Annotated in this window: 30 protein-coding genes; 21 read left to right on the top strand and 9 right to left on the bottom strand. The window is 60.5% G+C overall.

The annotated features are described in order from the left end of the window. Positions 1-16: 16 nt before the first annotated feature. The 3 genes from OGM61_08650 to OGM61_08640 are packed head-to-tail and all read left to right on the top strand — an operon-like array spanning position 17 to position 2,017. On the top strand, positions 17-757 hold the full coding sequence (locus OGM61_08650; GenBank protein ID UYI83921.1) for a WecB/TagA/CpsF family glycosyltransferase: 741 nt from the start codon (positions 17-19) through the stop codon (positions 755-757). Continuing rightward, positions 744-1,412 (top strand): deoxynucleoside kinase, encoded by a 669-nt coding sequence (locus OGM61_08645; protein ID UYI83920.1) that lies wholly within the window; start codon positions 744-746, stop codon positions 1,410-1,412. The genes OGM61_08650 and OGM61_08645 overlap by 14 nt, the downstream gene beginning before the upstream one ends. Next, positions 1,409-2,017 (top strand): 5-formyltetrahydrofolate cyclo-ligase, encoded by a 609-nt coding sequence (locus OGM61_08640; GenBank protein ID UYI83919.1) that lies wholly within the window; start codon positions 1,409-1,411, stop codon positions 2,015-2,017. Before OGM61_08645 ends, OGM61_08640 begins: the two co-directional genes overlap by 4 nt. On the opposite strand, the gene OGM61_08635 is transcribed toward OGM61_08640, so the two are convergent. Next, positions 2,014-2,142, bottom strand: coding sequence for a hypothetical protein (locus OGM61_08635; GenBank protein UYI83918.1), 129 nt, complete (start codon positions 2,140-2,142; stop codon positions 2,014-2,016). The two genes, OGM61_08640 and OGM61_08635, sit on opposite strands and share 4 nt — an antisense overlap. Positions 2,143-2,345: 203 nt before the next feature. Between OGM61_08635 and mltG the strand changes: the two genes are divergently transcribed. From mltG to nrdR, 9 genes are all read left to right on the top strand, one after another. Next, positions 2,346-3,992, top strand: coding sequence for an endolytic transglycosylase MltG (gene mltG / locus OGM61_08630; GenBank protein UYI83917.1), 1,647 nt, complete (start codon positions 2,346-2,348; stop codon positions 3,990-3,992). A 63-nt stretch (positions 3,993-4,055) separates the two neighbouring features. Next, positions 4,056-5,249, top strand: a complete 1,194-nt coding sequence (locus OGM61_08625) for a U32 family peptidase (protein ID UYI83916.1) — start codon at positions 4,056-4,058, stop codon at positions 5,247-5,249. A gap of 255 nt (positions 5,250-5,504) precedes the next feature. Next, the gene (locus OGM61_08620; GenBank protein UYI83915.1) at positions 5,505-5,711 is read left to right on the top strand and encodes a hypothetical protein; all 207 of its coding nucleotides are present in this window, start codon (positions 5,505-5,507) and stop codon (positions 5,709-5,711) included. A 33-nt stretch (positions 5,712-5,744) separates the two neighbouring features. Then, positions 5,745-8,387, top strand: coding sequence for an alanine--tRNA ligase (gene alaS, locus OGM61_08615; protein UYI83914.1), 2,643 nt, complete (start codon positions 5,745-5,747; stop codon positions 8,385-8,387). Positions 8,388-8,399: 12 nt separating this feature from the next. Further along, positions 8,400-8,741 (top strand): histidine triad nucleotide-binding protein, encoded by a 342-nt coding sequence (locus OGM61_08610; GenBank protein ID UYI83913.1) that lies wholly within the window; start codon positions 8,400-8,402, stop codon positions 8,739-8,741. An 82-nt stretch (positions 8,742-8,823) separates the two neighbouring features. Next, a complete protein-coding gene (locus tag OGM61_08605) occupies positions 8,824-11,103 on the top strand; it encodes a ComEC/Rec2 family competence protein (protein UYI83912.1) in 2,280 nt (759 codons plus the stop codon). A 9-nt stretch (positions 11,104-11,112) separates the two neighbouring features. Next, positions 11,113-12,168, top strand: a complete 1,056-nt coding sequence (gene holA / locus OGM61_08600; GenBank protein UYI83911.1) for a DNA polymerase III subunit delta — start codon at positions 11,113-11,115, stop codon at positions 12,166-12,168. Continuing rightward, a complete protein-coding gene (locus tag OGM61_08595) occupies positions 12,165-12,746 on the top strand; it encodes a DUF4093 domain-containing protein (GenBank protein UYI83910.1) in 582 nt (193 codons plus the stop codon). The genes holA and OGM61_08595 overlap by 4 nt, the downstream gene beginning before the upstream one ends. A 135-nt stretch (positions 12,747-12,881) precedes the next feature. Then, entirely contained in the window at positions 12,882-13,340 is a 459-nt protein-coding gene (nrdR, locus tag OGM61_08590) for a transcriptional regulator NrdR (GenBank protein UYI83909.1), read from the top strand. On the opposite strand, the gene OGM61_08585 is transcribed toward nrdR, so the two are convergent. Together OGM61_08585 and OGM61_08580 are read right to left on the bottom strand one after the other, a co-directional pair. After that, positions 13,337-13,714 carry a DUF4363 family protein gene (locus tag OGM61_08585; GenBank protein UYI83908.1) on the bottom strand — a complete coding sequence of 126 codons (378 nt, stop codon included), beginning with the start codon at positions 13,712-13,714 and terminating at the stop codon, positions 13,337-13,339. The genes nrdR and OGM61_08585 overlap by 4 nt on opposite strands. Beyond that, the gene (locus OGM61_08580; GenBank protein UYI83907.1) at positions 13,711-14,388 is read right to left on the bottom strand and encodes a DUF421 domain-containing protein; all 678 of its coding nucleotides are present in this window, start codon (positions 14,386-14,388) and stop codon (positions 13,711-13,713) included. Before OGM61_08580 ends, OGM61_08585 begins: the two co-directional genes overlap by 4 nt. A gap of 90 nt (positions 14,389-14,478) precedes the next feature. On the opposite strand from OGM61_08580, the gene dapF reads away from it, so the two are divergent. From dapF to OGM61_08560, 4 genes are read left to right on the top strand one after another with little or no spacing between them, the layout of a single operon-like run. Further along, entirely contained in the window at positions 14,479-15,297 is an 819-nt protein-coding gene (dapF, locus tag OGM61_08575) for a diaminopimelate epimerase (GenBank protein ID UYI85579.1), read from the top strand. 36 nt (positions 15,298-15,333) lie between these two features. After that, the gene (locus OGM61_08570; protein ID UYI83906.1) at positions 15,334-16,029 is read left to right on the top strand and encodes a 6-phosphogluconolactonase; all 696 of its coding nucleotides are present in this window, start codon (positions 15,334-15,336) and stop codon (positions 16,027-16,029) included. A 52-nt stretch (positions 16,030-16,081) separates the two neighbouring features. Then, on the top strand, positions 16,082-17,431 hold the full coding sequence (gene glmM / locus OGM61_08565) for a phosphoglucosamine mutase (GenBank protein UYI83905.1): 1,350 nt from the start codon (positions 16,082-16,084) through the stop codon (positions 17,429-17,431). Between the two features lies 1 nt (position 17,432). Then, entirely contained in the window at positions 17,433-18,092 is a 660-nt protein-coding gene (locus OGM61_08560; protein UYI83904.1) for a UDP-N-acetylglucosamine pyrophosphorylase, read from the top strand. A gap of 53 nt (positions 18,093-18,145) precedes the next feature. Here OGM61_08560 and OGM61_08555 read toward each other — a convergent pair whose 3' ends face one another. Next, complete coding sequence (locus tag OGM61_08555; GenBank protein UYI83903.1) at positions 18,146-18,937, bottom strand: hypothetical protein; 792 nt, start codon at positions 18,935-18,937, stop codon at positions 18,146-18,148. Positions 18,938-19,081: 144 nt separating this feature from the next. Here OGM61_08555 and OGM61_08550 point away from each other — a divergent pair, with 144 nt between their 5' ends. From OGM61_08550 to OGM61_08535, 4 genes are all read left to right on the top strand, one after another. Further along, on the top strand, positions 19,082-19,618 hold the full coding sequence (locus OGM61_08550) for a DUF4364 family protein (GenBank protein UYI83902.1): 537 nt from the start codon (positions 19,082-19,084) through the stop codon (positions 19,616-19,618). Beyond that, positions 19,615-20,628 (top strand): aspartate--ammonia ligase, encoded by a 1,014-nt coding sequence (gene asnA, locus OGM61_08545; protein ID UYI83901.1) that lies wholly within the window; start codon positions 19,615-19,617, stop codon positions 20,626-20,628. Before OGM61_08550 ends, asnA begins: the two co-directional genes overlap by 4 nt. A gap of 88 nt (positions 20,629-20,716) precedes the next feature. Then, positions 20,717-21,427, top strand: a complete 711-nt coding sequence (locus tag OGM61_08540; protein UYI83900.1) for a phosphatase PAP2 family protein — start codon at positions 20,717-20,719, stop codon at positions 21,425-21,427. Further along, positions 21,408-22,175: a YwaF family protein gene (locus OGM61_08535; GenBank protein UYI83899.1), complete on the top strand. Its 768-nt coding sequence runs from the start codon at positions 21,408-21,410 to the stop codon at positions 22,173-22,175. The genes OGM61_08540 and OGM61_08535 overlap by 20 nt, the downstream gene beginning before the upstream one ends. A gap of 142 nt (positions 22,176-22,317) precedes the next feature. On the opposite strand, the gene OGM61_08530 is transcribed toward OGM61_08535, so the two are convergent. The 4 genes from OGM61_08530 to OGM61_08515 form a co-directional block, all read right to left on the bottom strand. After that, the gene (locus OGM61_08530; protein UYI83898.1) at positions 22,318-23,367 is read right to left on the bottom strand and encodes a site-specific integrase; all 1,050 of its coding nucleotides are present in this window, start codon (positions 23,365-23,367) and stop codon (positions 22,318-22,320) included. Between the two features lie 61 nt (positions 23,368-23,428). Further along, positions 23,429-24,244: a DUF3825 domain-containing protein gene (locus OGM61_08525; protein UYI83897.1), complete on the bottom strand. Its 816-nt coding sequence runs from the start codon at positions 24,242-24,244 to the stop codon at positions 23,429-23,431. A 194-nt stretch (positions 24,245-24,438) separates the two neighbouring features. Further along, the gene (locus OGM61_08520; GenBank protein UYI83896.1) at positions 24,439-24,600 is read right to left on the bottom strand and encodes a hypothetical protein; all 162 of its coding nucleotides are present in this window, start codon (positions 24,598-24,600) and stop codon (positions 24,439-24,441) included. A gap of 13 nt (positions 24,601-24,613) precedes the next feature. After that, positions 24,614-25,417 (bottom strand): hypothetical protein, encoded by an 804-nt coding sequence (locus OGM61_08515; protein UYI83895.1) that lies wholly within the window; start codon positions 25,415-25,417, stop codon positions 24,614-24,616. A 154-nt stretch (positions 25,418-25,571) separates the two neighbouring features. Here OGM61_08515 and OGM61_08510 point away from each other — a divergent pair, with 154 nt between their 5' ends. Further along, the gene (locus OGM61_08510; GenBank protein ID UYI83894.1) at positions 25,572-26,147 is read left to right on the top strand and encodes an ImmA/IrrE family metallo-endopeptidase; all 576 of its coding nucleotides are present in this window, start codon (positions 25,572-25,574) and stop codon (positions 26,145-26,147) included. Here OGM61_08510 and OGM61_08505 read toward each other — a convergent pair. Next, positions 26,113-26,502 carry a helix-turn-helix domain-containing protein gene (locus tag OGM61_08505; GenBank protein UYI83893.1) on the bottom strand — a complete coding sequence of 130 codons (390 nt, stop codon included), beginning with the start codon at positions 26,500-26,502 and terminating at the stop codon, positions 26,113-26,115. The two genes, OGM61_08510 and OGM61_08505, sit on opposite strands and share 35 nt — an antisense overlap. Positions 26,503-26,803: the final 301 nt, after the last annotated feature.

Below are 26,803 nucleotides of genomic sequence, written 5' to 3'. Positions count from 1 at the left end.
GAGGAAGCAGGTTTTCATGCGAATTGACGTAATGGGCGTCGGGTTTGACAGCCTGACGATGGACGAAGCGGTCGCGCGTGCGCGTGACCTGATGGCGGAGCGGCGCGCGGCCTATGTCGTCACGCCGAATCCGGAGATCGTGATGCTCTGCCGTGACGATCCCGCGGCCATGCAGGCCGTACAGGGAGCGGATCTCGTGCTGCCGGACGGCATCGGCGTGATCTACGGCGCGAAGATCCTCGGCACGCCGCTGCGCGCGAAGCTGCCGGGCATCGACTTTGCCTCGGCGCTGATGGCGCAGATGGGGCAGGAGGGCAAAAGCGTGTTCCTGCTGGGCGCCAAGCCCGGCGTCGCGGATGCGGCGGCGGAGAAAATGCGTGAGCGTTTTCCCGGCCTCGTCATCGCCGGGACGAACGACGGCTATTTTCAGGACGACGACCCCGTGGTGGAGAAGATCAACGCTGCGCAGCCGGATCTGCTGCTCGTGTGCCTCGGCGCGCCGAAGCAGGAGCTCTGGATGCAGCGCAACGCACCGCGCCTGCGCGTCGGCCTCATGGCCGGCCTCGGCGGCAGTCTGGACGTGTTCGCCGGCAATGTCAAGCGTGCGCCGAAGTTTTTCCAGAAGCTCGGGCTCGAGTGGTTTTACCGGCTCCTCAAAGAGCCGAAGCGCATCGGCCGCATGATGAAGCTGCCGAAATTCCTGTTTGCGGCCATCGGCTGCAAACTTCGGGGGAAGAAACACCATGGCGAAGGGTAAACTGATTGTACTGGAGGGCATTGACGGCAGCGGAAAATCCGCGCAGTACCGCCGCCTGTGCGCTCGTTTTGACGAGATGGGCATGGCCTATCATCACATCGTCTTTCCGCGCTACGACCAGGAGTCGTCGGCGCTCATCCGCATGTATCTCAACGGCGCGTTCGGCGCGCATCCGTCGGATGTCAACGCCTATGCGGCGTCCACGTTTTTCGCGGTCGACCGCTATGCGTCTTACCGCACCGACTGGGGCGAGATCTATGAAAATGGCGGCCTGATCCTCTCGGACCGCTACACGACCTCAAACGCCATCCATCAGGGTTCCAAGCTGCCGGAGGCGGAGCTGCCGGCCTTCTTTGACTGGCTGTACGATCTGGAGTACGGCAAGATGGGCCTGCCGCGCCCGGATCTGGTGCTCTATCTGGACGTGGACCTGCCGACCTCGCTCAAGCGGATGCAGCACCGGCAGGAAAAGCAGAATACCAAGGCCGATATTCATGAGCAGGACGTGTCCTATCTGGAAAACTGCCTGCGCATCGGCCGCCTCGCTGCCGCGCACTATGGCTGGACGATCGTGCCGTTTATGAAAGACGGCGCTGAGCGCGCGCTGGAAGAAAAGCACGAGGAGATCTTCTCCATCATCCGCAGCGCGCTGTGAGCATTTCCGGGGAAAAGGATGCCCTGCGTGCGCAGCTGCGCGCCCGGCTTTCGCAGAGCGACCCGGCGGAGAACGCCGCGTGCGATGTGCGCATCACGCTGCAGGTGCTCTCGCTGCCGGCGTTTCAGGCGGCGGAGCGGATCTTTGCCTATTGCAGCGTCGTGCCCGAGGTGGACACGCACGCCATCCTTGCGCAGGCGCGGCGGCGCGGCAAGACGGTCGCGCTTCCGGTCACACAGCCGGATGGGCAGATGCGGTTCGCGCGCTTTGACGGTGCGCTCGTGCCCGGGCGCTTTGGCATTCCCGAACCGCCGCGCAGCGCGCGGACGCTGCTGCCGCAGCCCGGCGACCTGATGCTCGTCCCGGCGCTGGCGTATGACCGCGCAGGGCGGCGTCTCGGCCGCGGCGGCGGGTACTATGACCGCTTTCTGGCGCGTGTGGACTGCTGCACCGTGGGGCTGATCCGCGCGGCGTTCCTGCTCGACGCGCTGCCGGCCGAATGGAACGATGTGCCGGTTTCCGCCGTCATAACCGAGGACGGCGTTTTGCGCCCACAGGAAAAACCGGGGCTCCCGGAGGAGCCCCGATCGGTGTCAGGCCGTTAGCAGCCGCAGCCGCAGCCGTTGTTATTGTTGTTGTCGCAGCCGCAGTTGCCCCAGCCGCCGCAGCAGAAGAGCAGGATCAGAATGAGGATGATCCAGAGACAGCTATTATTATTTCCGCAGCACATAACCAAAACCCTTTCTCCGCGCAACTGATTTTTGCGTGGCCAGACCCCGCGCGGTGCATGGATCTGGCGCAATGTTTTCCGGCGTGACCGGAGAAACGGCGCCGTTTCCGTCCGTCGCCTTATCTTATGCCCCTCGGGGCATGGGGGTTCCTGCGCCGTGTGGGCGGCAGGAACGAATTCCATGTTGACAGGGAGACCGAACCATGTCTGATCACTTTAAGAACTTTGATGAGCTGTTCCGCGACGAGCAGGATTCGTCCCGCCCGCAGCGTTCGGCAGCCGCGCAGCCGGCCCGCCGCCGTCCGGCACAGCCGGAGGGGCAGCGCCCCGCACATCCGGCCCAGCCGCGCCCGGTACGTTCGGAGGGACAGCACTCCGCGCACCCGGCCCAGCCGCGTCCGGCACGTCCGGAGGGGCAGCGCCCCGCGCGCCCGGCACAGCCGCATCCGGTGCGCCCGGAAGGACAGCGCTCCGCGCGTCCGGCCCAGCCGCATCCGGTGCGCCCGGAGGGGCAGCGCTCCGCGCGTCCCCATCCCGTGCAGCCGCATGCACAGCCCCGCCCGGCCCAGGCGCAGACGCCGCGCGCCGAACAGCCGCGGCAGCAGCGGCCGGCTCACCCCCATACGGAGCAGACGCCTGCCGCGCGCCCACAGCCGGCCCCGCGCCCAGCGCCGGAAACGGAGGTACAGGCAGCGCCTGTCGAGCGCGCTGCGCGCCCGGCAGAGCCGGAAGCGCCGCGCCGCGCCGGCCGCAGCGGCTGCCTCGGCGGCCTGATCTATTTTGCCTTTGTCGTCAGCATCAGCATCATTCTCGCCTGCGTCGGCTGGATGGCGGCGTCGGACGTACTCGCGCTCAACAAAGAGCCGGTCACGGCGACGGTCACGCTCGATAAGTCCGAGTTCAAGGACGTCACCATTTCGTACACGGACGCCGACGGCAATGCCAAGGAGCGCTCCGGCCATCAGGTGAGCGTGGGCTACGTGGCAAAGCAGCTCAAGGATGCCGGTATCATCAAGTATAAGGGCCTCTTCGAGCTTTACTGCAGTGTTTCGCACGCGAAAACGAAGATTGACCCCGGCACGTATGAGCTGAGCACGAACTATGATTACCGCGCGCTCGTCAAGAAGATGCAGGTCGGCTCCGGCGCTATGGTCACGACCAAGGTCACCATCCCCGAGGGTTATACGATGGAGCAGATCTTCCGCAAGCTCGAGGATGAAAACGTCTGTTCGTATGACGACCTTATGGACGCGGCGGCCAATTATTCCTACAACTACTCGTTCATCGACCAGAGCATGCAGGGCGACGCCAAGCGCCTCGAGGGCTTCCTGTTCCCGGACACGTATGAGTTCTATCAGGGCATGCAGGCATCGAGCGCCATCAATAAGTTCCTGGAGAACTTCCACGACCGCATCACGGCCGAGATGCTCGAAAAGGCGGACGAGCGCGGCATGACCATGCAGGAGGTCGTCACGGTCGCGTCCATGATCGAAAAGGAAGCGGCCAACGACGATGAGCGCGCCATGATCGCCGCCGTCATCTATAACCGTATCGAGGCCGGCATGCCGCTGCAGATCGACTCGACGATCATGTACGTCCTGCCGGAGCACAAGGATGTGCTCACCGTGGAGGATACGAAGATCGACAGCCCGTACAACACCTATCAGAACAAGGGCCTGCCGCCCACGCCGATTGCAAACCCCGGCCTTGCGTCCATCAAGGCGGCGCTCTCGCCGGCAAGCACGCAGGCGCTGTACTACGCGCTCGACGCCGAGTCCGGTACGCACAAGTTCTTCACGAACTATGGCGAGTTCCAGGCGTTCGTGGCCAAACAGAGTTATTCACAATAAGCGGGGACGAATATGAACAAACCGGAATTGTTATGCCCTGCCGGAGATCTGGAGCGCCTGCAAATGGCGCTCCATTTCGGTGCAGACGCAGTATATCTGGCCGGTGCGCAGTTCGGCATGCGCGCCGGGGCGGAAAATTTCACGCCGGACGGCATCCGCGCGGCCGTGCAGCTTGCGCACGTGCAGGGCGCCGCCGTGCACGTGACGTGCAACACTCTGCCGCGCGATGACGAGATGGCGCAGTTGCCGGCGTATCTGGAGCTGCTCGACGACGCTGGCGTGGATGCGATCATCGCGGCCGATCTTGGCGTGATCACGCTCGCAAAGCGCTATGCGCCGCACGTCGCGCTGCACGTGAGCACGCAGTTCGGCGTGGTCAATTCGGCGGCTGCGGCGGCGCTGTATGATCTCGGCGCGCAGCGGGTCGTGCTCGCGCGTGAGCTGTCGCTCGCCGAGATCGCTGCCATCCGCGCCCACACACCGCCTGAGCTGGAGCTCGAGGCATTCGTGCACGGGGCAATGTGCGTGTCGTTTTCCGGCCGCTGCCTGCTGTCAAACTACCTCACCGGGCGCGATGCCAACCGCGGCCGCTGCGCCCAGCCCTGCCGCTGGAAGTACGGCCTCACGGAGTCCAAGCGCCCCGGCCAGGTGTTTGACATCACGGAGGACGCGCGCGGGACGTACATCTTCAACTCCCGCGACATGTGCATGATCGATCACCTGCCGGAGCTGCTGGCGGCCGGCATTACGAGCCTGAAGATCGAGGGGCGCACCAAGAGCGCCTATTATGTCGGCGCGGTCACGAATGCCTACCGCCACGCGCTCGACGATGCCGTCGCCGGGCGGCCGCTCGACCCGGTCTGGCAGCGCGAGGTGCTGCAGATCAGCCACCGGCCGTACAGTACCGGGTTCTACTTCGGCCAGCCGGGGCAGTACACGGAAAACTCCGCCTACTTTGCCGGTGCGGAGGTCTGCGCCGTCGTGGAGGGCACCGCGCCCGACGGGCGCGCCGTGCTGACGCAGCGCAACAAGTTTTCCGTCGGCGATACGCTCGAGCTCGTCACGAACGCCGCACCGCCCGTGACCTTCACGGCGCAGGATCTGTGCGATGCCGATGGCCTTCCACTCGAGAGCGTGCCGCACCCGATGCAGCGCTTTACCATGCCGCTGCCGTGCAGGGCTGCGCCGCTGTCGCTCGTGCGGCGGAAATTACCCGCCGAAACGGTTGACATTCGGCTCGAATGTGGTAAAATATAAAAATCCAGAACAGAACGCTTGGATGGAGAAGAACTGTGCAGCACCCGGTCAGCAGAGAGAAGGGGACGGTGGAAGCCCTTCGGCCGGCAGCATGGCGGCCGCTCCGGAGCGGCCCGGGACGACCGGGACGTCTGTCCGCGTTAAGGACGACTTGAGACGCCGCGTGAGCGGCAATCAGGGTGGTACCGTGAATGCTCGAATGCCTTCGCCCCTGTCCATGGGGCGGAGGCATCTTTTTTTGAAAGGAGACGTGTTATGGACTGTCTGCGTTGTCATGGCGAGATGGAGCATCTGGGGCAGGAATCCCTGCAGCTCGGGCAATACGGCCTTTTGACCGGCCACTTGTCCAACCTCTTTTCCGGTGCGCTGGAGGTCGATATCTATGCCTGCAGGCGCTGCGGCAAGCTGGAGTTTTACCGCGCGGACGCGCCCAGCCTTTCCGAGCGGCTGCAAAAAGAGTGAAGCAAGAGAATTTGATTTGGAGGATAGATGATTATGAAACCATATGGTCTGAATGAACTGCGCGAAATGTTCCTGCGCTTTTTCGAGACGAAGGGACACCTGCGTCTGCCGAGCTTCTCGCTCATCCCGCAGGATGACGCAAGCCTGCTGCTCATCAACTCCGGCATGGCGCCGATGAAGCCCTACTTCAAGGGAGACAAGGAGCCGCCGCGCCACCGTGTCTGCACCTGCCAGAAGTGCATCCGCACCGGCGATATCGAGAACATCGGCAAGACCGCGCGCCACGGCACGTATTTTGAGATGCTCGGCAACTTCTCCTTCGGCGACTACTTCAAGCATGAAGCCATCGCCTGGTCGTGGGAGTTTCTGACGAGCCCGGACTGGGTCGGTCTCGACCCCGAGCGGCTGTACCCGTCCGTGTATGAAAAGGACGACGAGGCGTTCAACATCTGGCGCGACGAGATCGGCATCCCCGAGAGCCGCATCACCCGCCTCGGCAAGGACGATAACTTCTGGGAGCATGGCTCCGGCCCGTGCGGCCCCTGCTCGGAGATCTATTTTGACCGCGGCGAAGCCTACGGCTGCGGCAAGCCGGACTGCGCGCCCGGCTGCGACTGCGACCGCTATATGGAGGTCTGGAACAACGTCTTTTCCCAGTTTGACAACGACGGCAACGGCAACTACTCCGATCTCGTTCAGAAAAACATTGACACCGGCATGGGCCTTGAGCGTCTGGCCGTTGTCTGCCAGGGCGTGGATTCGCTCTTCGACGTCGATACCGTCATGAACATCACCCACAAGGTCAGCGAGATCACCGGCGCGCACTATGGTGACAGCCACCAGACCGACGTGTCCCTGCGCGTCATCACCGACCATATCCGCGCCTCCGTCATGATGATCTCGGACGGTATCCTGCCGTCGAACGAGGGCCGCGGCTACGTGCTGCGCCGTCTGCTGCGCCGTGCGGCGCGCCACGGCAAGCTCCTCGGCGTCAACGAACCGTTCCTGTATCAGGTCGTGGATATGGTCGTGCACGAAAACGAGTGCCAGTACCCCGAGCTGCGCGAGAAGCAGGCGTATATCACCCGCGTCATCCGCAACGAGGAGGAGAACTTCGCCAAGACCATCGACGCTGGCATGCACATCTTCTCCGACCTGCTCGCCGAGCATCAGGCCAAGGGCGAGCGGGTGTTCTCCGGCGCGGATGCGTTCAAGCTCTATGACACCTACGGCTTCCCAATCGACCTGACCCGCGAGATGGTGCAGGAGCAGGACATGACCGTGGATGAGGATGCGTTCCAGGAGCTGATGGAGCAGCAGCGCGTGCGCGCGAGAAAGGCGCGCGAGGCGCTCGGCGACCTGGCATGGGCCGGTGTGGACCTCGGCCTGGACACGACGCCGACGAAATTCACCGGCTATGACCACACGGTCGATCAGGGCACGATCCTGGCCATCGTCTGCGACGGTGAGGTCTGTTCGGAGATCGATGAGGGCAAGCAGGGCGTGCTCGTGCTCGACTGCACGCCGTTTTATGCCGAGATGGGCGGCCAGGTGGCCGACAACGGCGTCATTGAGACGGACGGCGCGCTCTTCCAGGTGACGGACGTCCAGAAGGACAAGGCCGGCAAATTCCTGCACCACGGTGTGATGCACTCCGGCCGCCTGCAGGTCGAGCAGACCGTCACGGCGCGCATCGATACCGACCGCCGCAAGGCGATCATGCGTGCGCACTCGGCCACGCACCTGCTCCAGGCCGCGCTGCGCGAGGTGCTGGGCGATCACGTGCATCAGGCGGGCTCGCTCGTGGAGCCGGATCGCCTGCGCTTTGACCTGACGCATTTCTCGGCCATCACGCCCGAGGAGCTGGAGCGGGTCAATGAGATCGTCGGCGACTGGATCCTTGACGGCATGGACGTCACCGTGTCCGAGATGTCGATGGAGCAGGCCAAGGCCAGCGGCGCGACGGCGCTCTTCAGTGAGAAGTACGGCGATCTCGTGCGCGTGGTGAACATGGGCGGCAAGTCCGTTGAGCTCTGCGGCGGCACGCATGTGGACAACACCGCCAAGATCGGCCCGTTCCGCATCACGGGCGAGAGCTCGGTCGCGTCCGGCGTGCGCCGCGTGGAGGCGATCACCGGCAAGGCCTACCTGCGCGAGATGGAGGCCGTCAACCGCCGCATGTACGCGGCGGCCGAGGTGCTGCACGCCAAGCCCGCCGACCTCATTGCCAAGGCAAAGGGCTTCACGGCGGAGCTCAAGGAGGCGCGCCAGAACGTTGAGCGCATGAAAGAGAAGATCCTGCACAGCGACGTCGACCGTTTCCTCTATGCCTCGAAGAACATCGGCGGCATCAAGGTCATCACGACGACGCGCACCGACCTCGAGGCCGGCGACCTGCGCAAGCTCGGCGACTTCCTGCGTGATAAGGATCCGGACACGGTCGCGGTGCTTGCGACGGCGACGGAGAGCAAGGTCACGTTCGTGGCCGTCTGCGGTAAGAACGCCGTGGCCAGGGGCATCCGCGCGGGCGATCTTGTGCGCGCCGTGTCGGCGGTCACCGGCGGCAAGGGCGGCGGCAAGCCGGACTCCGCCATGGGCGGCGGCAGCGAGGTGCTGAAGATCGACGACGCGCTGGCCATCGTGGACGATTTCGTGGCGGAAAAGCTGGGACTGTAAGGAGGTTTCATTATGAACGACTGCCTGTTTTGTAAGATCGCGGCGGGGGAGATCCCTTCCACCTGCCTGTACAACGATGATGATGTTTATGCGTTCCGCGACATCAATCCTCAGATGCCGGTGCACTTTCTTGTGATCCCGAAGCAGCACATCGACTCGGTCGCGGCCATCACGGCGGAAAACTCCGCTGTGGTCGCCAAGTGCTTTGAGGTCATTGCGAAGCTCGCCGCGCAGGAGGGACTGACCGGCGGCTACCGCGTCATCTCCAACTGTGGCGACGATGCTGGCCAGACCGTGCATCACCTGCACTTCCACGTCCTCGGCGGCGCGCCGATGGGCGAGAAGCTGCTGTAAAGGCAACGAAATTCGGCGGCGGGACTTGTTCCGGCCGCCGTTTTTGTTTATAATGTCCCCAGAGATAGAGGGGGGAGCGGGCGTGCGAAAGCTGGCATACTGCGCAGGCGGATTTTCGGCTGCGATCTTTCTGGCGCATTTTCTGCTGCCGGCGCGCTGGGTGCTGCCCGGTGCGCTCGCGGCAGTCGTGCTTGCGCTCGTGACGCTGCTGCTCCCGGGGCAGACGCGCCGCAGGGTCATGGCCGCGCTGCTGTCGGCAGCCATTGGCTTCGGGTGGTACGCTGCGGCGTCGGCCCTGCGCCTGACGCCTGTGCAGAACGTTTCCGGCGATGTGCAGACGGTCACGGCGCGCGTGACGGAGTATCCTGTCGCATATGCGCGCAGCTATGGGCTGACCGCCCTGCTCACAAGCCCGGACGTGCCCAACTGCAAGGCGCGGCTCTACGTCTCCGATGCGGACGCCGCTGCGCTGCGCCCCGGCGACGAGATCACGGCGGACGTGAAGTTCCGCCCATCCACGCTGCGCTACGGGGAGGAGACGGACGCCTACATTACCAAGGGCATATACCTCATCGGCAGTGTGCGGGACAAAACGCTTGCGCGCACCGGCGTCTGGAGCCGCAGCTGGCTCTACTGGCCGAAAACCGTCGCCCAGTCGCTCAAAACGAGCGCGCAGGCCGCCTTCCCGGCGGATGTGCTGCCGTTTGCGCAGGCGCTCATGCTCGGCGATAAATCCGCGCTCTACGCGCAGGATCTGGACATTCCGCTCAGCACGACCGGTATCATGCACACGGTCGCGGTTTCCGGCTTGCATCTGGCGTTTCTGCTGGGCTTTTTGCGTCTGTTCACCGGCAACCGGCGCATGACGGCCATCATCGGCCTGCCGATGATGGTTGTGTTTGTCGTCATGGCCGGATGCAGCCCGTCGGTGCTGCGCGCGGCGTTCATGACGGCGCTGGTGCTTTTTGCGCCGCTGCTCGGGCGGGAGAACGACCCGCCGACGTCGCTGCTGACAGCATTGGCCATATTGCTTACGGCCAATCCATTTGCAGCGGCGAGTATCAGTCTGCAGCTCTCGTTTGCGTCCATGGCGGGCCTGTTTTGTGTCTCTGGTGCGCTGTACCGCGCGCTCGATGCGCGCCTGCTGCCCGCCGATGTGAAGCTCTCGCGTCCGCGGCGGAAGATCCGCGCCTTTTTCAGTGCCACAACGGCGAGCTCCGTCGGCGCCATGGTGTTTACCGTGCCGCTCACGGCGCTGCATTTCGGCAACATTTCGCTCATCGCGCCGGTCACGAACCTGCTCATCCTGTGGCTGCTGCCGGCCGCGTTCATCGGTTGCTACCTCACGGCGCTGCTCGGCCTTGTCTGGGCATGGGGCGGCACGGCGCTCGCGTGGGTGACGGCGTGGCCGCTGCGGTATATCCTCGCTGTGGCAAACGTGCTCTCAAAACTTCCGGGTGCAGTGCTGTTCACCGGCAGCCGCATGGTCGTCTGGTGGCTCGTGCTGGTGTATGCCATGTTCGGCGCGGCGTGGCTGCTCTCCCGGCGGCGTAAGGTGCGCTATTGGATCCCCGCTGCGTGCAGCGTGCTGGCACTGTGCGCGGTGCTGACCGTCAATGCCGTGCAGCTGCAGCGCACATCGACCGTGACGGCGCTCGATGTCAGTCAGGGGCAGAGTATCGTGTTTTCCAGCGGGCGATCCTGCGCCGTAGTGGACTGCGGCGGCCGCTCTACGGCGGAAGATCCGGGCGACCTCGCGGCGCGCAAGCTGCTCGCGCAGGGGCACCGGAGCCTTGACCTGCTCGTGCTCACGCACCCGCACGACGATCATGTCAACGGCGTGCTGCGCCTGATGCACTGGCTTCCGGTGCGCACACTGGTCATCCCGGCCGCTGCGGATATCACGCAGGCCCCGCTGAGCGACATTCTCGCGCTCGCGGAGGCGAACCATACGACCGTTGTGCGCGTGGACGCGCAACAGACGATCGCGGCCGGCGGCATCTCCGTGCGCCTGTATCCGGAGCCCTGCGCCGGACAGGAGGACGGCAGCATGATCGTGCTGGCCTCCATCGGCGATTATGACACGCTTGTGCCCGGCGACGTGGACACGACGGCAGAGGCAAAGTTTCTCAGCACCTGCACCTATCCCGACATTGAGCTGCTGTTCGTCGGCCACCACGGTTCGAAAAGATCCACCGGTGACGCATGGCTCGACGCCATCGCGCCGGACGCAGCGATCATCTCCGTCGGCTACAACAGCTACGGTCATCCGACGAGTGACACGCTCGAGCGCCTGCAGGCGCACCACATACCGATCTACCGCACCGATCAGATGGGCGACATTACGGTGCATCTCTCGTGAGGAAACGCTATGGCAAAAGCTAAAGGAAAAAAGAAAACGGAAGTGCTCGACTACGGCGCACAGGTGCGCAGCCTGCGCGAGCAGGGGCCGGGACGGCTGTACCTGCTCTGGGGGCGGGAGGATTACCTGCGCGAGCAGTACCTGCTGGAGCTGAAAAAGCTCTGCCTGCCCGGCGGCGAGGACGACTTCAGCTATCACCGGTTTGACGGGGCGGAGCTCGACTTTCAGGCGCTGGCGGACGCGGTGGACGCAGTGCCGTTTCTGACCGAGCGCACGCTCATCGAGGTGCGTGGATTCGACACGAATAAGTGCCGCGAGGAAGAGGCGCAGGCGCTCGTCCGGGTCATCGGCGACCTGCCGGATTACTGCACGCTGGTGTTTCTGATGAGCACGGATTTTGAGCCGGACGGCCGCCTGAAGACGACGAAGGCCTTCAAAAAATACGGTGAGCTCATCCAGTTCACCGCCCAGGGGGAGAGCGCGCTTGTGCGTTGGGTCGGCAAACGCTTTGCCGCGCACAAGAAGCACATTTCGCCCGAGGACGCCCGCCAGCTGATTTTCTTCACCGGCGGCCTGATGAACAGTATGATCCCGGAGATCGACAAGATCGCGGCCTACGTTTCGAGCGACACGGTCACGCGCGCGGACATTCTGGCCGTGGCGCACCGGCTGCCGGAGGCGGTGGCTTACGAACTGACCGACCGGCTGGCCGATCAGGACTATGACGGCGCCATGCGCATTCTCGCGGACCTCCTCGCCGACAAGGCGAACACACCGATCTTCCTGCTCGCCGTCATCGGCCAGCAGATGCGCAGGCTTTATGCCGCGCGGCTCGCGCGGCACGCGGGCCTTGGCACGGGCGATCTGCGCGCGCTGCTCGGCCTGCCATATGACTTCATTGCGGAAAATCTCCTGCGCTCGGCCCGGAAATTCTCCGGCCGCCAGCTCGAGGAGGCGGTGCGCCTGTGCGCGCAGACAGACTTTGCCATGAAAAACACCGGCGCGGACGACGCCGAGCTGCTCAAGGAGCTGCTGCTGCGCATCGCCGTGGGAGGCACGGCATGATCCGCATCCGCGAGGCCATCATCGTCGAGGGCCGGTATGACAAAAACACGCTCGCGCAGGTCGTGGACGCGCCCATTCTCGAGACGTCCGGCTTCGGCATCTTCCACGACAGCCAGCGCCTGGCACTGCTGCGCCGCCTGGCCGAAACGCGCGGCATCATCGTCCTCACGGACAGTGACGGGGCGGGCTTTGTCATCCGCAACTATCTGCGCGGAGCGATCGACCCGGCGCAGGTCAAGCATGCCTATATCCCGGACGTAGCCGGCAAGGAGCGGCGCAAGCGTACCGCCTCGAAAGAGGGCAAGCTCGGCGTGGAGGGCATGCGGCCGGAGGTGCTGCTCGAGGCGCTGCGCCGCGCGGGCGCGACCATCGAGGGCGAGGACGCGCCGCTGCCGGGCGCGCGCATCACGAAGGCCGACCTCTACGCCGCCGGACTCACCGGCGGGGCGGACAGCCGGGCTGCCCGGCAGCGGCTGCTTGAGCAGCTCAATCTGCCGGAGCGTCTGAGCACGAACGCATTGCTCGAGGTGCTCAACGCGCTCATGACGCGCGAGGCGTTTCGGAATCTGTGCAAATAGCTGAAAATCGCCGTATCCGGGGGAGAAAACACCAGATACGGCGAAATTTTTCGTGCAAATGCGCCGGGCCTGTGGTATAGTACTGTACGGAATTATGTAAAGTAATCGGAAACCAGATATATGGAGGATCCACATATGAAATGTCCGTTTTGCGGCTTTGCCGAGAGCAAGGTCATTGATTCCCGTCCGGCCGAGGAGGGCGCGACCATCCGCCGCCGCCGCGAGTGCCTTGCGTGCCAGAAACGCTTTACGACCTATGAGATCATCGAGACGCTCCCGCTCGTTGTCATCAAGCGCGACGGCAGCCGCCAGAGCTTTGACAAGAGCAAGCTCATCAACGGCATGGTGCGCGCCTGCGACAAGCGCAAGGTGCCGCTGCCGGTGCTCGAAAAGATCGCTGACGAGATCGAGCAGGAGCTGCAGAGCGCGCTTGAGCGCGAGATCACGACCGAGCAGGTCGGCGAGATGGTCATGAAGCGTCTCAAGGACGTGGACGAGGTCGCCTATGTGCGCTTTGCCTCGGTCTACCGCCAGTTCAAGGACATTGATACGTTCATGCAGGAGCTGACGAAGCTCCTCAACGACCGCGGCTAAAAAATGTTGCCGAGCGTGATGCGCTCCCCGTCGGCGAGCCCCTGAATGCGCACGCGCAGAAGGGCGATGTCCGCCGCGGCGGACGGATCGCCGGTCTCCGCCGTGCGGATCGCCCGGCGGAAGCCCTCCGTCACGGCGTCTGTGCTCTCGTGCGGGAGCATACAGTGGGCATAGTCCTCGGCTTCGCTCCAGCGCGCAGACGCCGCGCGCAGCGTCTCGCTCGCGCGCGCCGGGTCTCCGGCAGCGCAGCTTGCCTCCGCCTGCGCCGCGGCCTCGTCGAGCTGCGTGCACATCCGGGACAGATACCGGAGATTCCACGCGCACAGGCCGATGAGCACGAGCAGCAGCACACCTGCAAACAGTTCCTTTTTCATCCGAGCTCCTTTGCCGCAAAGTAGACCTGTCCGGCGTCGTTCATCATCAGCAGGTAGACGTCCGCAATGCACTGTGCGCCGCGCTGCTGCACCTGCTTTTGCAGCCAGCGCTCATCGCGCCCCATGCGTTTGAGATTGTCGCGCAGGATGCGGCCGTTGTTGATGAGGATGGAAAAATAGCCGGTGTCCTCGGTTTCCATGTGCATCTGCTCGGCCGTGACCGGCTGCTGTGCCGGGGCGAGGATGATGTTGAGCTGGCCGTTGGTTTCGAGCACGGCGTATTCCACGCTCGCAATGTCGAGAATGCCCTGATTGCGCAGCTCCTGCGTCAGCTCGTCGAGCGTGAAGCGGTTGCGGTGCATGGCCTGCTGGGCGATGCGGCCGCGCTCGATGATGAAGTTCGGCCGGCCGTAGAGCAGCTTGCGCAGGTGAATGCTCTTGTACGTCAGGCCGGAGAAGATCAGCTCGCAGCAAAACAGCACCAGCAGCGGAATGAGCCCGTAGCTCAGCGGCAGGGAAGGGTTTTGCAGTGGAATGGACGCGATGTCCGCGATGAGCACGGCCACCACCAGCTCGGACAGTTCCAGCTCGCCGAGCTGCCGCTTGCCCATGAGGCGCATGGCCACGATGAGCGCAAGAAAAATGATCAGTGTCCGGATGAGAATGATCGCCATGAGATTACCACCTTTCCAGATTGGTTTAGTTTTTCCGATTCGTGCGGGTTCATACCCGCGTAGGAGGTGTCCAAAACGAAGTTTACAAAAATGCAGGGCTGCGGCAATGACTATATCTATGTCAACTGCTTCACCGAGACAGTGGCCGATCCTTCGGCCGCGGCCATCCGCCTGTCCGACCGCCACTTCGGCGTCGGCGGGGACGGTCTGGTGCTCATCTGCCCGTCGAACGTCGCGGATTTTTGCATGGAGATGTACAATGCCGACGGTTCGCGCTCGGAAATGTGCGGCAACGCCATTCGCTGCGTGGGCAAATTTGTCTACGACCGCGGTCTGACCGACAAGACCGAGCTCACGATCGAGACGCGCGCCGGCATCAAGACGCTCTGGCTGAACGTGGCCGACGGCGCGGTCGAGACCGTGCGTGTGTGCATGGGCAGCCCGGAGTTCCGGCCGGAGAAGATCCCGGTCGCGGCGGCGGGGGAGACCTTCCTCGAGCAGCCGATCGATGTGCTGGGCGAGACGTGGATCGTTTCGTCCGTGAACACCGGCAATCCGCACTGCGTCACTTACGTGGACGATGCCATGGCGCTGGATTTTCCGCGCATCGGTCCCGCGTTTGAAAACCATAAGATGTTCCCGGCGCGGGCAAATATCGAGTTTGTCGAGGTCGTGGACGATCACACGCTGCGCGTGCGCGTGTGGGAGCGCGGCAGCGGCGAGACGCTCGCCTGCGGCACGGGTTCGACGGCGGCGCTGGCCGTCACGGCGCGGCTGGGCAAGTGCGGCGACGAGGCGGATGTGATCCTGCGCGGCGGCACGCTGCACATCGCATGGGATCGGACGCAGGATCTGCTGTATATGACCGGCCCTGCAGCCTTTGTGTTTGACGGTACGGTCACGCTCTGAGCGCGGCCACGATGATGGTATAGGAGGTCACAAGACATGAAAACGATCATCGGAACGAAAGCAGATGTTGCAAAAGAGCTGACGGCACAGGTCGCGGCCGTGCTCGCAAGCAAGCCGGAGGCGAACATCGCCATTTCGGCGGTGGATCTGCCGGCGGAAGTACTCGATGCGCTCGCTGCCAGCGACATTGCCTTTGACAGGGCGACGCTCTTTCAGGCGTGCGAATACTGCGGCGCGGCCGGCAAGGGCGCGCACGCGGTCGGCACGGCGTTTTCGCCGCTCACGGCGGCAAAGCCGTTTGCGGCCGTGCACGCCCCGGACCCGGACGCGGATGCCGAGCACGCGGCGGACTACGACGCCGCCATTCAGGCAGCCGGGGGGCTCGATCTGGTGATCCTCGGTCTGGGTGAGCGCGGCCACGTTGCGTTCAATGAGCCGGGCGCGGGATTTGGCGAGAAAACGCACATTGCCAAGCTCGCGGAGGTGACGCGCGAGGCCATCGCCGCGGACTTCGGCACGCTCGAGCAGACGCCGGAGCACGGCATCACGATCGGCATCCACACGATCCTGGGCGCGAAAAAGATCCTGCTCGTCGGCTTTGGCGCGCGCTGCGCGAAGGCGGCCAACGCCACGCTTACGGGCCGTCCGGAAACGTTTATCCCCGCGTCGTTCCTGCAGCTGCATACGGATGTCGAGGTTTATCTTGACGCGGACGCTGCTGCGCAGTTATAATCAATAGTTGCCCGCGGCGTTTGCGGGCGATTCTGATCGGAGGGAAGCATCCATGTCCAAATATTTCGGCACAGACGGCTTCCGCGGTGAGGCCAACGTGGGCCTGACGGTGGAGCACGCCTACCGGATCGGCCGGTTTCTCGGCTGGTATTACGGCCGGGAGCACAAGTGCTCGGTCGTGATCGGCAAAGATACCCGCAGATCCAGCTATATGTTTGAAAATGCCCTGTCCGCCGGCCTGACGGCCTCGGGCGCAGACGCCTATCTCATGCACGTGACGACGACGCCGAGCGTGTCCTACATCGTCCGTTCGGATGATTTTGACTGCGGCATCATGATCAGCGCGAGCCACAATCCCTTTACGGACAACGGCATCAAGCTGCTCAACAGCGCCGGTGAAAAGATGGAGCAGAGCGTCATTGACGAGATCGAGAACTATCTCGACGGCAATCTGGAGATCCCGTTTGCCACGGACGCGAATATCGGCCGCACGCAGGACTATTCCGCCGGCCGCAACCGCTACATCGGCTATCTCATCAGCCTGTCCACGCACTCGTACAAGGGCATGAAGGTTGGTCTGGACTGCGCCAACGGCAGCACGTGGATGATGGCGAAGAACATCTTCGACGCGCTCGGCGCGGACACGTATGTCATCGGCAATGAACCCGACGGCACGAACATCAACCGGGACTGCGGCTCGACGCACATCGAGAACCTGCAGAAGTATGTCCGCCTCAACCGGTTGGACGTGGGCTTTGCCTTTGACGGCGACGCCGACCGCTGCCTGGCCGTGGATGAAAACGGCTCGGTCGTCAACGGCGACAAGATCCTGTATGTCTGCGCACGCAATATGCAGACTGAGGGCCGCTTCGGCAATTCCAAAGTGGTCACGACGGTCATGTCCAACCTCGGCCTGTACAAGGCGCTCGACGAGGCCGGCATCGGCTATGAAAAGACGGACGTTGGTGATAAATACGTCGCAGAGAATATGCGCGCCAACGGACACCTGATCGGCGGCGAACAGTCCGGGCACATTATTTTCGGCAAATATGCCAATACTGGCGACGGACTGCTGACGGCCATCAAGCTCATGCAGGTCATGCTCGACCGCAAAAAGACGCTCTCCGAGCTGGCCGCGCCGGTGCGCGAGTATCCGCAGCAGCTCACGAATGTGGAGGTCGATGACAAAGACGCCACGCTCCATGACCCCGCGGTCGTTGCGGCGGAGCAGGCCGTCACCGAGCGGCTCGGCGACGAGGGACGCATCCTCGTGCGCAAGAGCGGCACGGAGCCGGTGCTGCGCGTCATGGTCGAGGCGGCCACGCACGCGCTGTGTGAGGAAAATGTTGCGTCTGTGATCGACGCCATGCAAAAGAGCGGACATTTGATCCGGGTGAGATGATATGATGACGATACAAGACCTGCTCGACCTGAGCAAGACGATCGCGGCCCCGCTGTTTGCGGGCAAGACCTATCCGTGGGAGGCTCTGGCGGAGATCGGAGATTTCATTCTTCAGCTCGGCCCGACGCTCCAGGCGGAGGAATACGAGCAGCGCGGCGAGAACATCTGGATCGCGCGCGATGCCAAGATCTTTGACAGCGCCTATATCGCCGGCCCCTGCATCATTGACCACGGCGCTGAGCTGCGCCAGTGCGCTTTCGTGCGCGGCAATGCGATCGTGGGCAAAAACGCCGTCGTTGGTAACTCCTGCGAGCTGAAAAACGTGGTGCTGTTTGATAATGTCCAGACGCCGCACTTCAACTACGTCGGCGATTCCATCCTCGGCTACAAGTCCCACATGGGCGCGGGCTCCATCACGTCAAACGTCAAGAGTGATAAAACGCTCGTCGTCATCAAAAACGGGGCCGAGCACATCGAGACCGGCCGCAAGAAGGTCGGCGCTATCCTCGGCGATTATGTGGAGGTCGGCTGCAACAGCGTCCTGAACCCCGGCACGGTCATCGGCCGGCACTCGAACATCTATCCGGTGTCGTGCGTGCGCGGCGTCATCCCGGCGGACAGCATCCTCAAGTCCTCGGGCGAGGTCGTCCACAAGAAATAAAAGCAAAATCCCATCGGCGCAGGCCGATGGGATTTTTGCTGCCACCCGCGGCCTTACAGCAGACTGCGGTAGTCCTCGTCCGGCGTCACGCAGTCCGGCGGGAAGAACTCGTCGATGGGGAAGTGGATGCGGCTGAACATCGAGCACGGATCGTCCTCGGTCGAGCCCTGGCACGCTTTGTCCGGCATGCAGTAGTCGTAGGCCGGGATGAGCAGCTGCGTGTCACGCTCGAGCCGGATGATCGAAAACTGCCCCAGCGTCACGTACAGCTTCTTGCCGCAGCAAGTCAGCGAGAGCTCTTCGCCCATGGCGTCGAGGATCTTCTGCGGGATGGCGCGCGGCTCCTGCTCGGACTCCACGGAACTGCCGCTGTCCACCAACTTCATGTGCAGGGCGATCGGGTCGACGGATTCGACCACGCCGATCGGCAGGCCGTTCTCGCACGGATCGCAGCAGCAGTCGTCGGAGGCAAATACCTTTGCGCTCGCCTGACTGCCGAAGAGCATGACGCGCTTATCGAAGATCGCAAGGCCGCACACCGGCTCGCAGCCGGGGAACGTCTCGCCGCGCACGCGGTAGAAGTACGTCACGTCCACCGTATAGTAGCCCTTGTTGAAGGTAATCTCCTTGACGTGCACGTCGGCGCACAGCAGCTCGGCGCTGCGCGGACGCACGCTCAGGGCGCAGTCCAGCTTCGCCTGCGAGCAGGCCGTGGGATACACCCGCAGGTCCTCCACGCAGTCTTTGTCGCGGCAGGAGTCGAAGATCTTGCGCGTATGGATACAAACCGCTTCCCGGACTGCGGCGCTGCCCTCGACCGGTCCCGGTACCACTTTGTCTGCCATTTCATAACCTCCTGGCATCAGATTGAAGCACGCTTCAGTAACAGTGTATGCGTGGCGGTTTTCGATGTGATTCCTTTTGAAAGCGCTTTACACAAAACGCTTTCCGCGTTATAATATATTATTATCCCATATGGGAGGTGCGCCATGGAAGGGCTCGGTTTCATTCACGAGAAACTCGACATTAAGATCCTCATCCTCTACATTTTGAATCATTTACCCGCGGCGGTGGATGCGCAGACGTTGTCCGACCTCGTTTTCTGCGACAACGGCATCGGCTATTTTGATTACGCTGACTGTCTTGCGGATTTGGTGGATACGGCGCACATCACGGAAGAGGGCGGCAAGTACCGCATCACGGAAAAGGGCAGCCGCAATGTCAGGGAGGTCGCCAGCAGTCTGCCGTACTCCGTGCGCATGAAGGCCGACCGCGTCACGGAGCCGATCGCCGAGCAGATGCGCCGCGCCGCCATGATCGTCGCGCAGCATACGAACACGCCGGAGGGCGGGTGCAATGTGCATCTCTCGCTTTCGGACGGGATCGGCCGGATCGTTTCCATGCAGCTGCTGGCTGCCGACGAGGCGCAGGCGCGCACGATGGAGCACTATTTTAAGGCACACGCGGAGGATGTCTATCAGACGCTCGTGCGTATGCTCACAGAAAGCGAGGAAAACAAAGCATGAACACCTACATCCCCGAGGGCTATAAGAGCCTGCTCGGCGTTTATGACACGCAGAAGGCCATCGGCCTGCTCAAACGTCTGTTTGAGGATCAGCTCGCCGCGAAGCTGAATCTGTTTCGCGTTTCGGCGCCGCTGTTTCTGGAAGAGGCCAGCGGCCTGAACGACAATCTCAACGGCTACGAGCGCCCGGTTTTGTTCGATATTCCCCAGGCTGGCAAGGAGGCGCAGGTCGTCCAGTCGCTCGCCAAGTGGAAGCGCATGGCGCTCCACCGCTATGATTTCTATCCCGGCAAGGGCTTTTATACCGACATGAACGCCATCCGCCGCGACGAGGATGTGCTCGACAATCTGCACTCGGTCTACGTCGATCAGTGGGACTGGGAAAAAATCATTGAGAGCAGCGACCGGAATCTGGACTATCTCAAGTCGACGGTCATGGATATCGTTGCCGCTGTCTGTGACACGCAGCGCACCATGCGCGCGATTTATCCGCAGCTTCAGGTGCTGCCGGAGCTGGAGCGCCAGGTGACGTTTGTCACGGCGCAGGAGCTGGAAGATCGTTATCCGGACCTGACGCCGAAGGAACGCGAGCACGCCTTCGTGCGCGAGCACCACACGACGTTCATCATCGGCATCGGCGGCGCGCTGCGCTCCGGCAAGCCGCACGACGGCCGCTCGCCGGACTATGACGACTGGACGATGAACGGCGATATCCTGTTCTGGAACGAGCTGCTCGACTGCGCGTTTGAGCTCTCGTCCATGGGCATCCGTGTCGATCCCGAGAGTCTGGATCGTCAGCTGACCATTGCCGGCTGTGACGACCGCCGCGAGCGGACCTATCACAAGATGCTGCTGGCAGGCCAGCTACCGCCGACGATCGGCGGCGGCATCGGCCAGTCGCGCCTGTCCATGCTGCTGCTCGGCAAGGCACATATCGGTGAGGTGCAGGCGTCTGTCTGGGACGACGAGACGACCGCCGCCTGTGAGCGGGCCGGCATCCTGCTGCTGTAAATACGTTTCTATGCAAAGGCCCGGAGCCATCGGCTTCGGGCCTTATGTCGTGTGTTTTTGCGCACTTTGTCGAATTAAGATGTGAAACATGGCCGAATCCCCGCACAAAGGTGCCGTGGTGTGTTATACTGCCTCACGCAAAGGAGGGCGGACGATGCAGTCGTTGTTTCAAAAATACAGGCACGCGCTCTGGTTTCTGCTCTTCGGTGCGCTGTCGGTTTTTTATTTCGTGTCGCAGCACCTCGGGCTGCGGTATCATGTCGTGCATTTGCCGCTCGATGACTGGCTTCCGTTTTGGCCGGGCTTTATCGTGTTTTATGTTTTGTGGTATTTCTATGTGCCGGGGTGCATGCTCTGGGCCTGTTTCCGGGCCAGGGATGTGTTTTACCGGCAGGTGGCGGCGCTGTTTTCGGGTGCGTTTGTCTGTGCGGCCGTGTTTGTGCTTTATCCGACGTGTGTGGATTTTCGCCCGAGCGCAGCGGGGCCCGGCTTGGCTCGTGCGCTGTGCCGCCTGATCTATGCTAACGATGCGCCGGTCAACGTGTTTCCGAGCCTGCACTGCTATGAGGCGCTGGTCATGCATCTGGCGACGTTTCGCATGCCGCCGCTGCGTGCGCGCAAGCGGCTGCGTCTGGCGTCCGCTGTATTGGTCATTTTGATCTGCCTGTCCACACTGCTGGTCAAGCAGCACTCTGCGGCGGATCTCATCGCCGGCTGCGCACTTGCCGTGGCCGCGCATTCGCTGACAACGTATCTGTTTTCCAAGAGGAGGTCTCACCATGATCATACGACCGTTTAATGCTGCCTATCTGCTGCTCCTTGCGTTTGCCGCCGGAGCGGTCGTGCTGCTGTGGGCTCTGCTGCGCGGCCGGTCGGAGCGCTGCCGTGCCGCCGTGCTTATCGCGCTGTGTGCAGTGAACATCATCGGATTTTTCGTCTATAAAGGCTTTTTGTCCCGGGATGTGCAGTTTTTGCAGGCGTCGGGGCTCGACCGGTTCAACTGGTTCAACGAGCTGCCGCTGCAGCTCTGCAATATCAACATGTTCCTGATCCCAATCGGCATCCTGACGCACCGGCGCTCCTTGCTCGGGTTTGCCTTTTTCGTCGCGCCGCTCGGTGCGCTCATGGCGCTTGTGTTTCCGGAGGCGCCGTTTGTTGGCTACTCTCTGTGGCTGCCGCGGATGCTGGGATATTATATCACGCACATGCTGATCCTAATCTGCGGGTTCAGCCTGACAACACTGGGCTTTTACCGGCCTCGGCTGAAGGATCTGCCGGGCGTCACAGGGGCGCTTTTGACGACTGCATTTGCGGCATTCCTTGTGGACCTGCTGCTGCGGCACACCGTTTGTCCGCAGGCAAATTATTTCTTCGCGTTCGGGCAGGACATAGACGTCAGTATCCTGAACCTGCTCTGGAAGTGGATACCGGTGCCGTTTTTGTATGAGCTTCCGGCGCTTGCCATTCTCTTTGTCTATATGGGGCTGGTCTGCTTGGTGTTTTCCAAGCTGGATGCGCACCGTGCACGGCGGGCTGCTGCGGGATAAACGAAAAGCCTGACGCAGATTGCGTCAGGCTTTTTCAAGGTCATGGCAAAAAATGCCGCCGCAGAGATCCCTCCGCAGCGGCTACTGGAGCGGGATACGGGAATCGAACCCGCTGAAAAGCATCGCAAAACCATTGAAAACACTACGTTTTTTGCTTGCGGTTAGCATTTTTGTTAGCATTTTGCGTAAAAAATCCGGTCATAGCGTTTTCTGCCTTGACCCGGTCAGCGTTTGCGATGTGCGTATAAATGCGTATCATGGTCTGGTTGTCTGCCCATCCGCCAAGCTGCATCATTTCCAGCTCCGGCACGCCGAGGTGATACCCCAGCGACGCGAAGCTGTGCCGAAGCCCGTGCGTTCCGACCTGCGGCAGCCCATTGCGCGCGCACACGCGGTTGATCTGGTGGTAAATCGTGTTCGGGTTACAGTGCACGACCGGCCCGGACTTGTCCTCGACGGCCTCCAGCGCGGCCAGCAGCTCCGGTATCATGATAGGGATTGTGCGCGTGGAAGATCGGTTTTTGTTGGATGCCTTTTGCTGCGGCCGCTGATCCTCGCCGATGACGACCGCACCGGATACGCGGATCGTCTTTGCGGTCAGGTCTATGTCCGACCAGTTAACCGCCATGATCTCCGAGCGGCGGAGGCCGTGCAGCGCCAGCAGCGCGGGAATGGCAAACGGCTCGTTTGCAACGTCCGCCACGAATACCCTGATTTGCTCTGGGTCTAGCCATTGGCGTTCGTTCGGCGGCACTTGCGGCAGCGTTACCTTGGGCACGTCGCACCCGCCGAATTTCAGCGCGGCCGCCACCATCATCCACGCATTTTTCAGCGTCTTCGGTTTCACGCTTTTTGCCTCTGCGCTCACAATCGCCTGCCAGTTCGTGATCTCACGGACTGGTTTTTTCATTTGCGCGGTGAACCGATTCCGCGCCATGGATTTGTACTCTCGTATCGTTGACGGCGACAGCACGCCGCGCTTGGCGTCGATGTACGCCGTCACACACTGCTCCAGCGTTTGCGTGCTCTTGCAGGGGAGGCGCTGCCCGTTGCGGTAGTCGGCTTTGATTTTTTCCGCCTGTTTGATGCACTCCGTCCGCGTCGGGGCGGATACCGGTATGCTCTCGCCGCCGAGCCGCATCTGGATAAACCATGTTCCACTTTTCAATTTTCGCGGCTCGGGGACTTTCATGGTATTCCTCCTTGCTATACGGAATCTGATTTTCATCATGGCGCAATGCACCATAGTGGAATCAGGGCTTGAGCCACTCGCTATTCGGGCACGCGATTAGTCTGGCATTATTATAGGCCATGTCGAGGGTTAGGCATGTGTGACCCGTATAGTAACCATCATGCCATCTAACGGCGAGGGAAAGATCTGCGTTATCCATGTTTGTTAGGCATATAGGAAGCAGAAAGCAGAGTTGATTATCGTAGAACTGAGGAACTGCTGCTTTGTAATTTGCTTCGATTTTTTTCTTTGCAAGATCAACAGCACCGTTAAATAGAGTTGTTAGGTACGGGGAATCATTTAAGGATTCTGGGAGGCGTTCGCGATTTCGGTCGTTTTGTAGTATGTGTGCAGTGTTGACACGAAGCTCGGCGTTTGTATCATAAATTAGCTCGCTGATTTTTGAAAAATACTGTGCGCGACGTGGAAGATGCAAGAAATCTCTGAAAAAAGGGTCGCCAGTATCAGAAAAGCACGTTAAATACCATGGTTCTTTCCCTGGAACTCTATTTTTCTGGAAAGCTGCATAAATCGTTTCGTATGTTGTTGTAAACAGTCCAGTGTTAAAACAGAGCTTGTCTCCAACAACTGAAAATATTTCTTCTCGCTCTTGGTCGGTTTCAGCTTGCTCGTACTCAAATGCGAGCCGCTTAAAAGTGTGTAGAATATAATTTTCTAGTATAGGGGTTTTCTGGTTCTGGCCTGTGGGCAGTGGATTTCGGTAAGACCATTTTTCGGGCAAAGCAAGCTGGGCAAGTCTGTCTAGCTTTTTGTACCACTGATCTTTCGTGCCGCAGAAGGCAAATTGAAATAAATCGTTAGTAATAGATAGTTCCATAAGTTACTCCATAAAATTTAGTATAATACCAATAATTTAACTGATAAAAATGTTGACTTTTTACGCTCATTGTGCATATAATACGCTTAGCCATAATTCTGTGTAAGGAATTTGGCTAGGAGTTATTTGTTTTTGAAGAGATTTTTATTTGGTGGAAAGAGTGCTTGTGCCGTTAATTGTGCGCAAGCACTTTTTCATTTTCTCTTAGACAAGAAATACCGCCTGTACAGCTCTTTCAATTCATCGGCGGTATAGTTCGTGCCGAACCGGCGATTGATGAGGCCGCGCGTGGTGCCCCAATTCCAGCCGTATTTGTGGATCATGCGGTACATGATGCTATAGATTTCTGCCTGCATGCGTGCCACCATCTTACAAATTGATGTATCGTTCACGCACAAGATTCTGAATTTCGATGTCGAATTGATCAGGTTCAATAATTTTGCGGCGTGGTTTGTATATGTACCCTCTTTTTTCCTTGTCCTTTGCGTCGTCAAGCGATTCCTGGATAATGGTCTTGAATTGTTTAAGATTTGAATCATTGAGGCATTCCGCAAAATAGTCAACCGCAAGTTCAGGACGCATTTTCAACAGAATTTTTCCTGTATGCGTAACGTCGTATGGAGAAATGAAATTAAGCCGCCGCTTTTCTGCTGCGGCTTTTTTTGCGTAATCGAGCGCGCTTTCTAGGTCGTAAGTGCTTTCATATAGGTCTGACATCATATTGTAAATAGACCAGAGCGGGTATGACCGTGGTAGCTTTGCAATGTCAGCACTTGATGCGCTTTGGAAGAACAACTGAAAATATTGGAGTGAGAGGCGTCTATAGGCGGCGCCCTTTTCTTTGTATGCTATGGCGGTTGCGAGAACATCAAAAACACTACTTGAGTGACCGTATTTCTGGACTATATATTCATACAAGATATATCTCGGCTTGTAGATAACGGAATAAGTCTCCACTGCAAGGCCAATTCCTTGATATGGACGTGAATATTTTTTTCGAGATGCCAAAATCACTTCTTTAACCACGTCATTTTCATGGCTGGAAACGCGAGTTGGATCATATCGTCCATCCTTGAGGAGGCTTTGATTGCAATCTTGAGCATATTCACCCGGATGCTTCGGAATTGGCGCTGCCGCTGAAGCTTTTTTGCGTTTTTTAAACCAAAAACTCATGACACTCCACCCCTTTTATCTGCTTTCGCTTTACAACGATTTAAACCAATTTTATCATTTTATGGTCTAAATGTCTATTCTTTCTTTGATGTACGATAAAAGGGACTGTGCTACGCCGCCGCCCCTGCGCATAATAAGCGCGGAGGCGATGGAAGTGAACTATCAAGACTACAAAGACGCGCGCGATGCATCGTGGCGCATCCTGATCGACTGCAAGGTGACGGAGCTGCCGGTCAAGATCAGCGGCGTGTGCCGGGCGCTGGGCGTGTCTGTGCGGCGGTATACGCCGGCCGAGCGGGACAACAACGACGGTATGTCCACCGTCATCGGCGGCGCGCCGACGATCATGGTGTCCAGCTTGGCGATCCCGGCGCGGCAGCGCTTTACCTGCGCGCATGAGCTGGGCCACATCATCCTGGGCCACGTCGGCCGGTATGACCTCGTGTGCCGTGAGCCAGCCCCGGACGACAATCCCATCGAGCAGGCGGCCAACGTGTTTGCCTCGCGTCTGCTTGCCCCGGCCTGTGTGCTATGGGGGTGCAGCGTGCAGTCGGCTGAGGACATCGAGCGGCTGTGCGACATCAGCCGAGCGGCTGCCGAATTCCGTTGGACGCGCATGCAGGAGCTTTACTGGCGGAAGCGCTTTTTGACCTCACCGCTCGAGCGGCTGGTATACGATCAGTTTGCAGATTATATCAGAGGTCATCGGCTTCCGGGAGCTGATCGATGAGCGTTTTCAGAGCGGCGACTTGTTCGTCGCTCAAATTCTTCTCGACATAAGAACCGTCGCGGCCGGCAATGCGGACAACGTTTTTGCGCTCTGGCCGTTGCGCATCCTTTGGCGAAGTTGAGCCTGTAAGCTCGCTTGATTCAAGTAGTTCGGACTTAGAGACTCCGAAGTGAATAGAGAGCATTTCGATTTTGTCCATACGGGGCATTTGTTGCCCCTTGCAGTATTCTGATACAGTAGACTTGCTTACTTTTAACAGCTTTGCAATGTCGGTCTGTCTTTCGCCGCTCTCTTTCATGAGACGGCAAAGGTTCTGTGCGAAGATTTTTTTATCGTAGAATATTTCGCTGTTCAAGGGCAGCACCTCATTTCAGTTACATAATGTACGCTTAAACCTGAAAAAAGTCAATATAAAACGGAAAAAGTTCGGTTTAAACTATTGACAATTCTGAAATCAAGTGGTAAGGTTAAACAGAACTAGTGAGAAGGGGGTGAAGATATGAAGTTGTCTTTGAAGGCGGCGAGGATTAATAGTGGCCTTACGCAGAAATGCGTTGCAAAGCGCCTGAATGTCAACGTTTCCACGATTAGCAATTGGGAACAGGGCAAGACATATCCGACCGCAAATAAACTTGCTCAGCTGTGCAGCATTTATC

It is taken from the genome of Clostridiales bacterium, assembly GCA_025757645.1.
Taxonomy (GTDB): domain Bacteria; phylum Bacillota; class Clostridia; order Oscillospirales; family Oscillospiraceae; genus CAG-103.
Note: the sequence above shows the minus strand (reverse complement) of the source record. Positions and strands in the feature narration are given on the sequence as shown.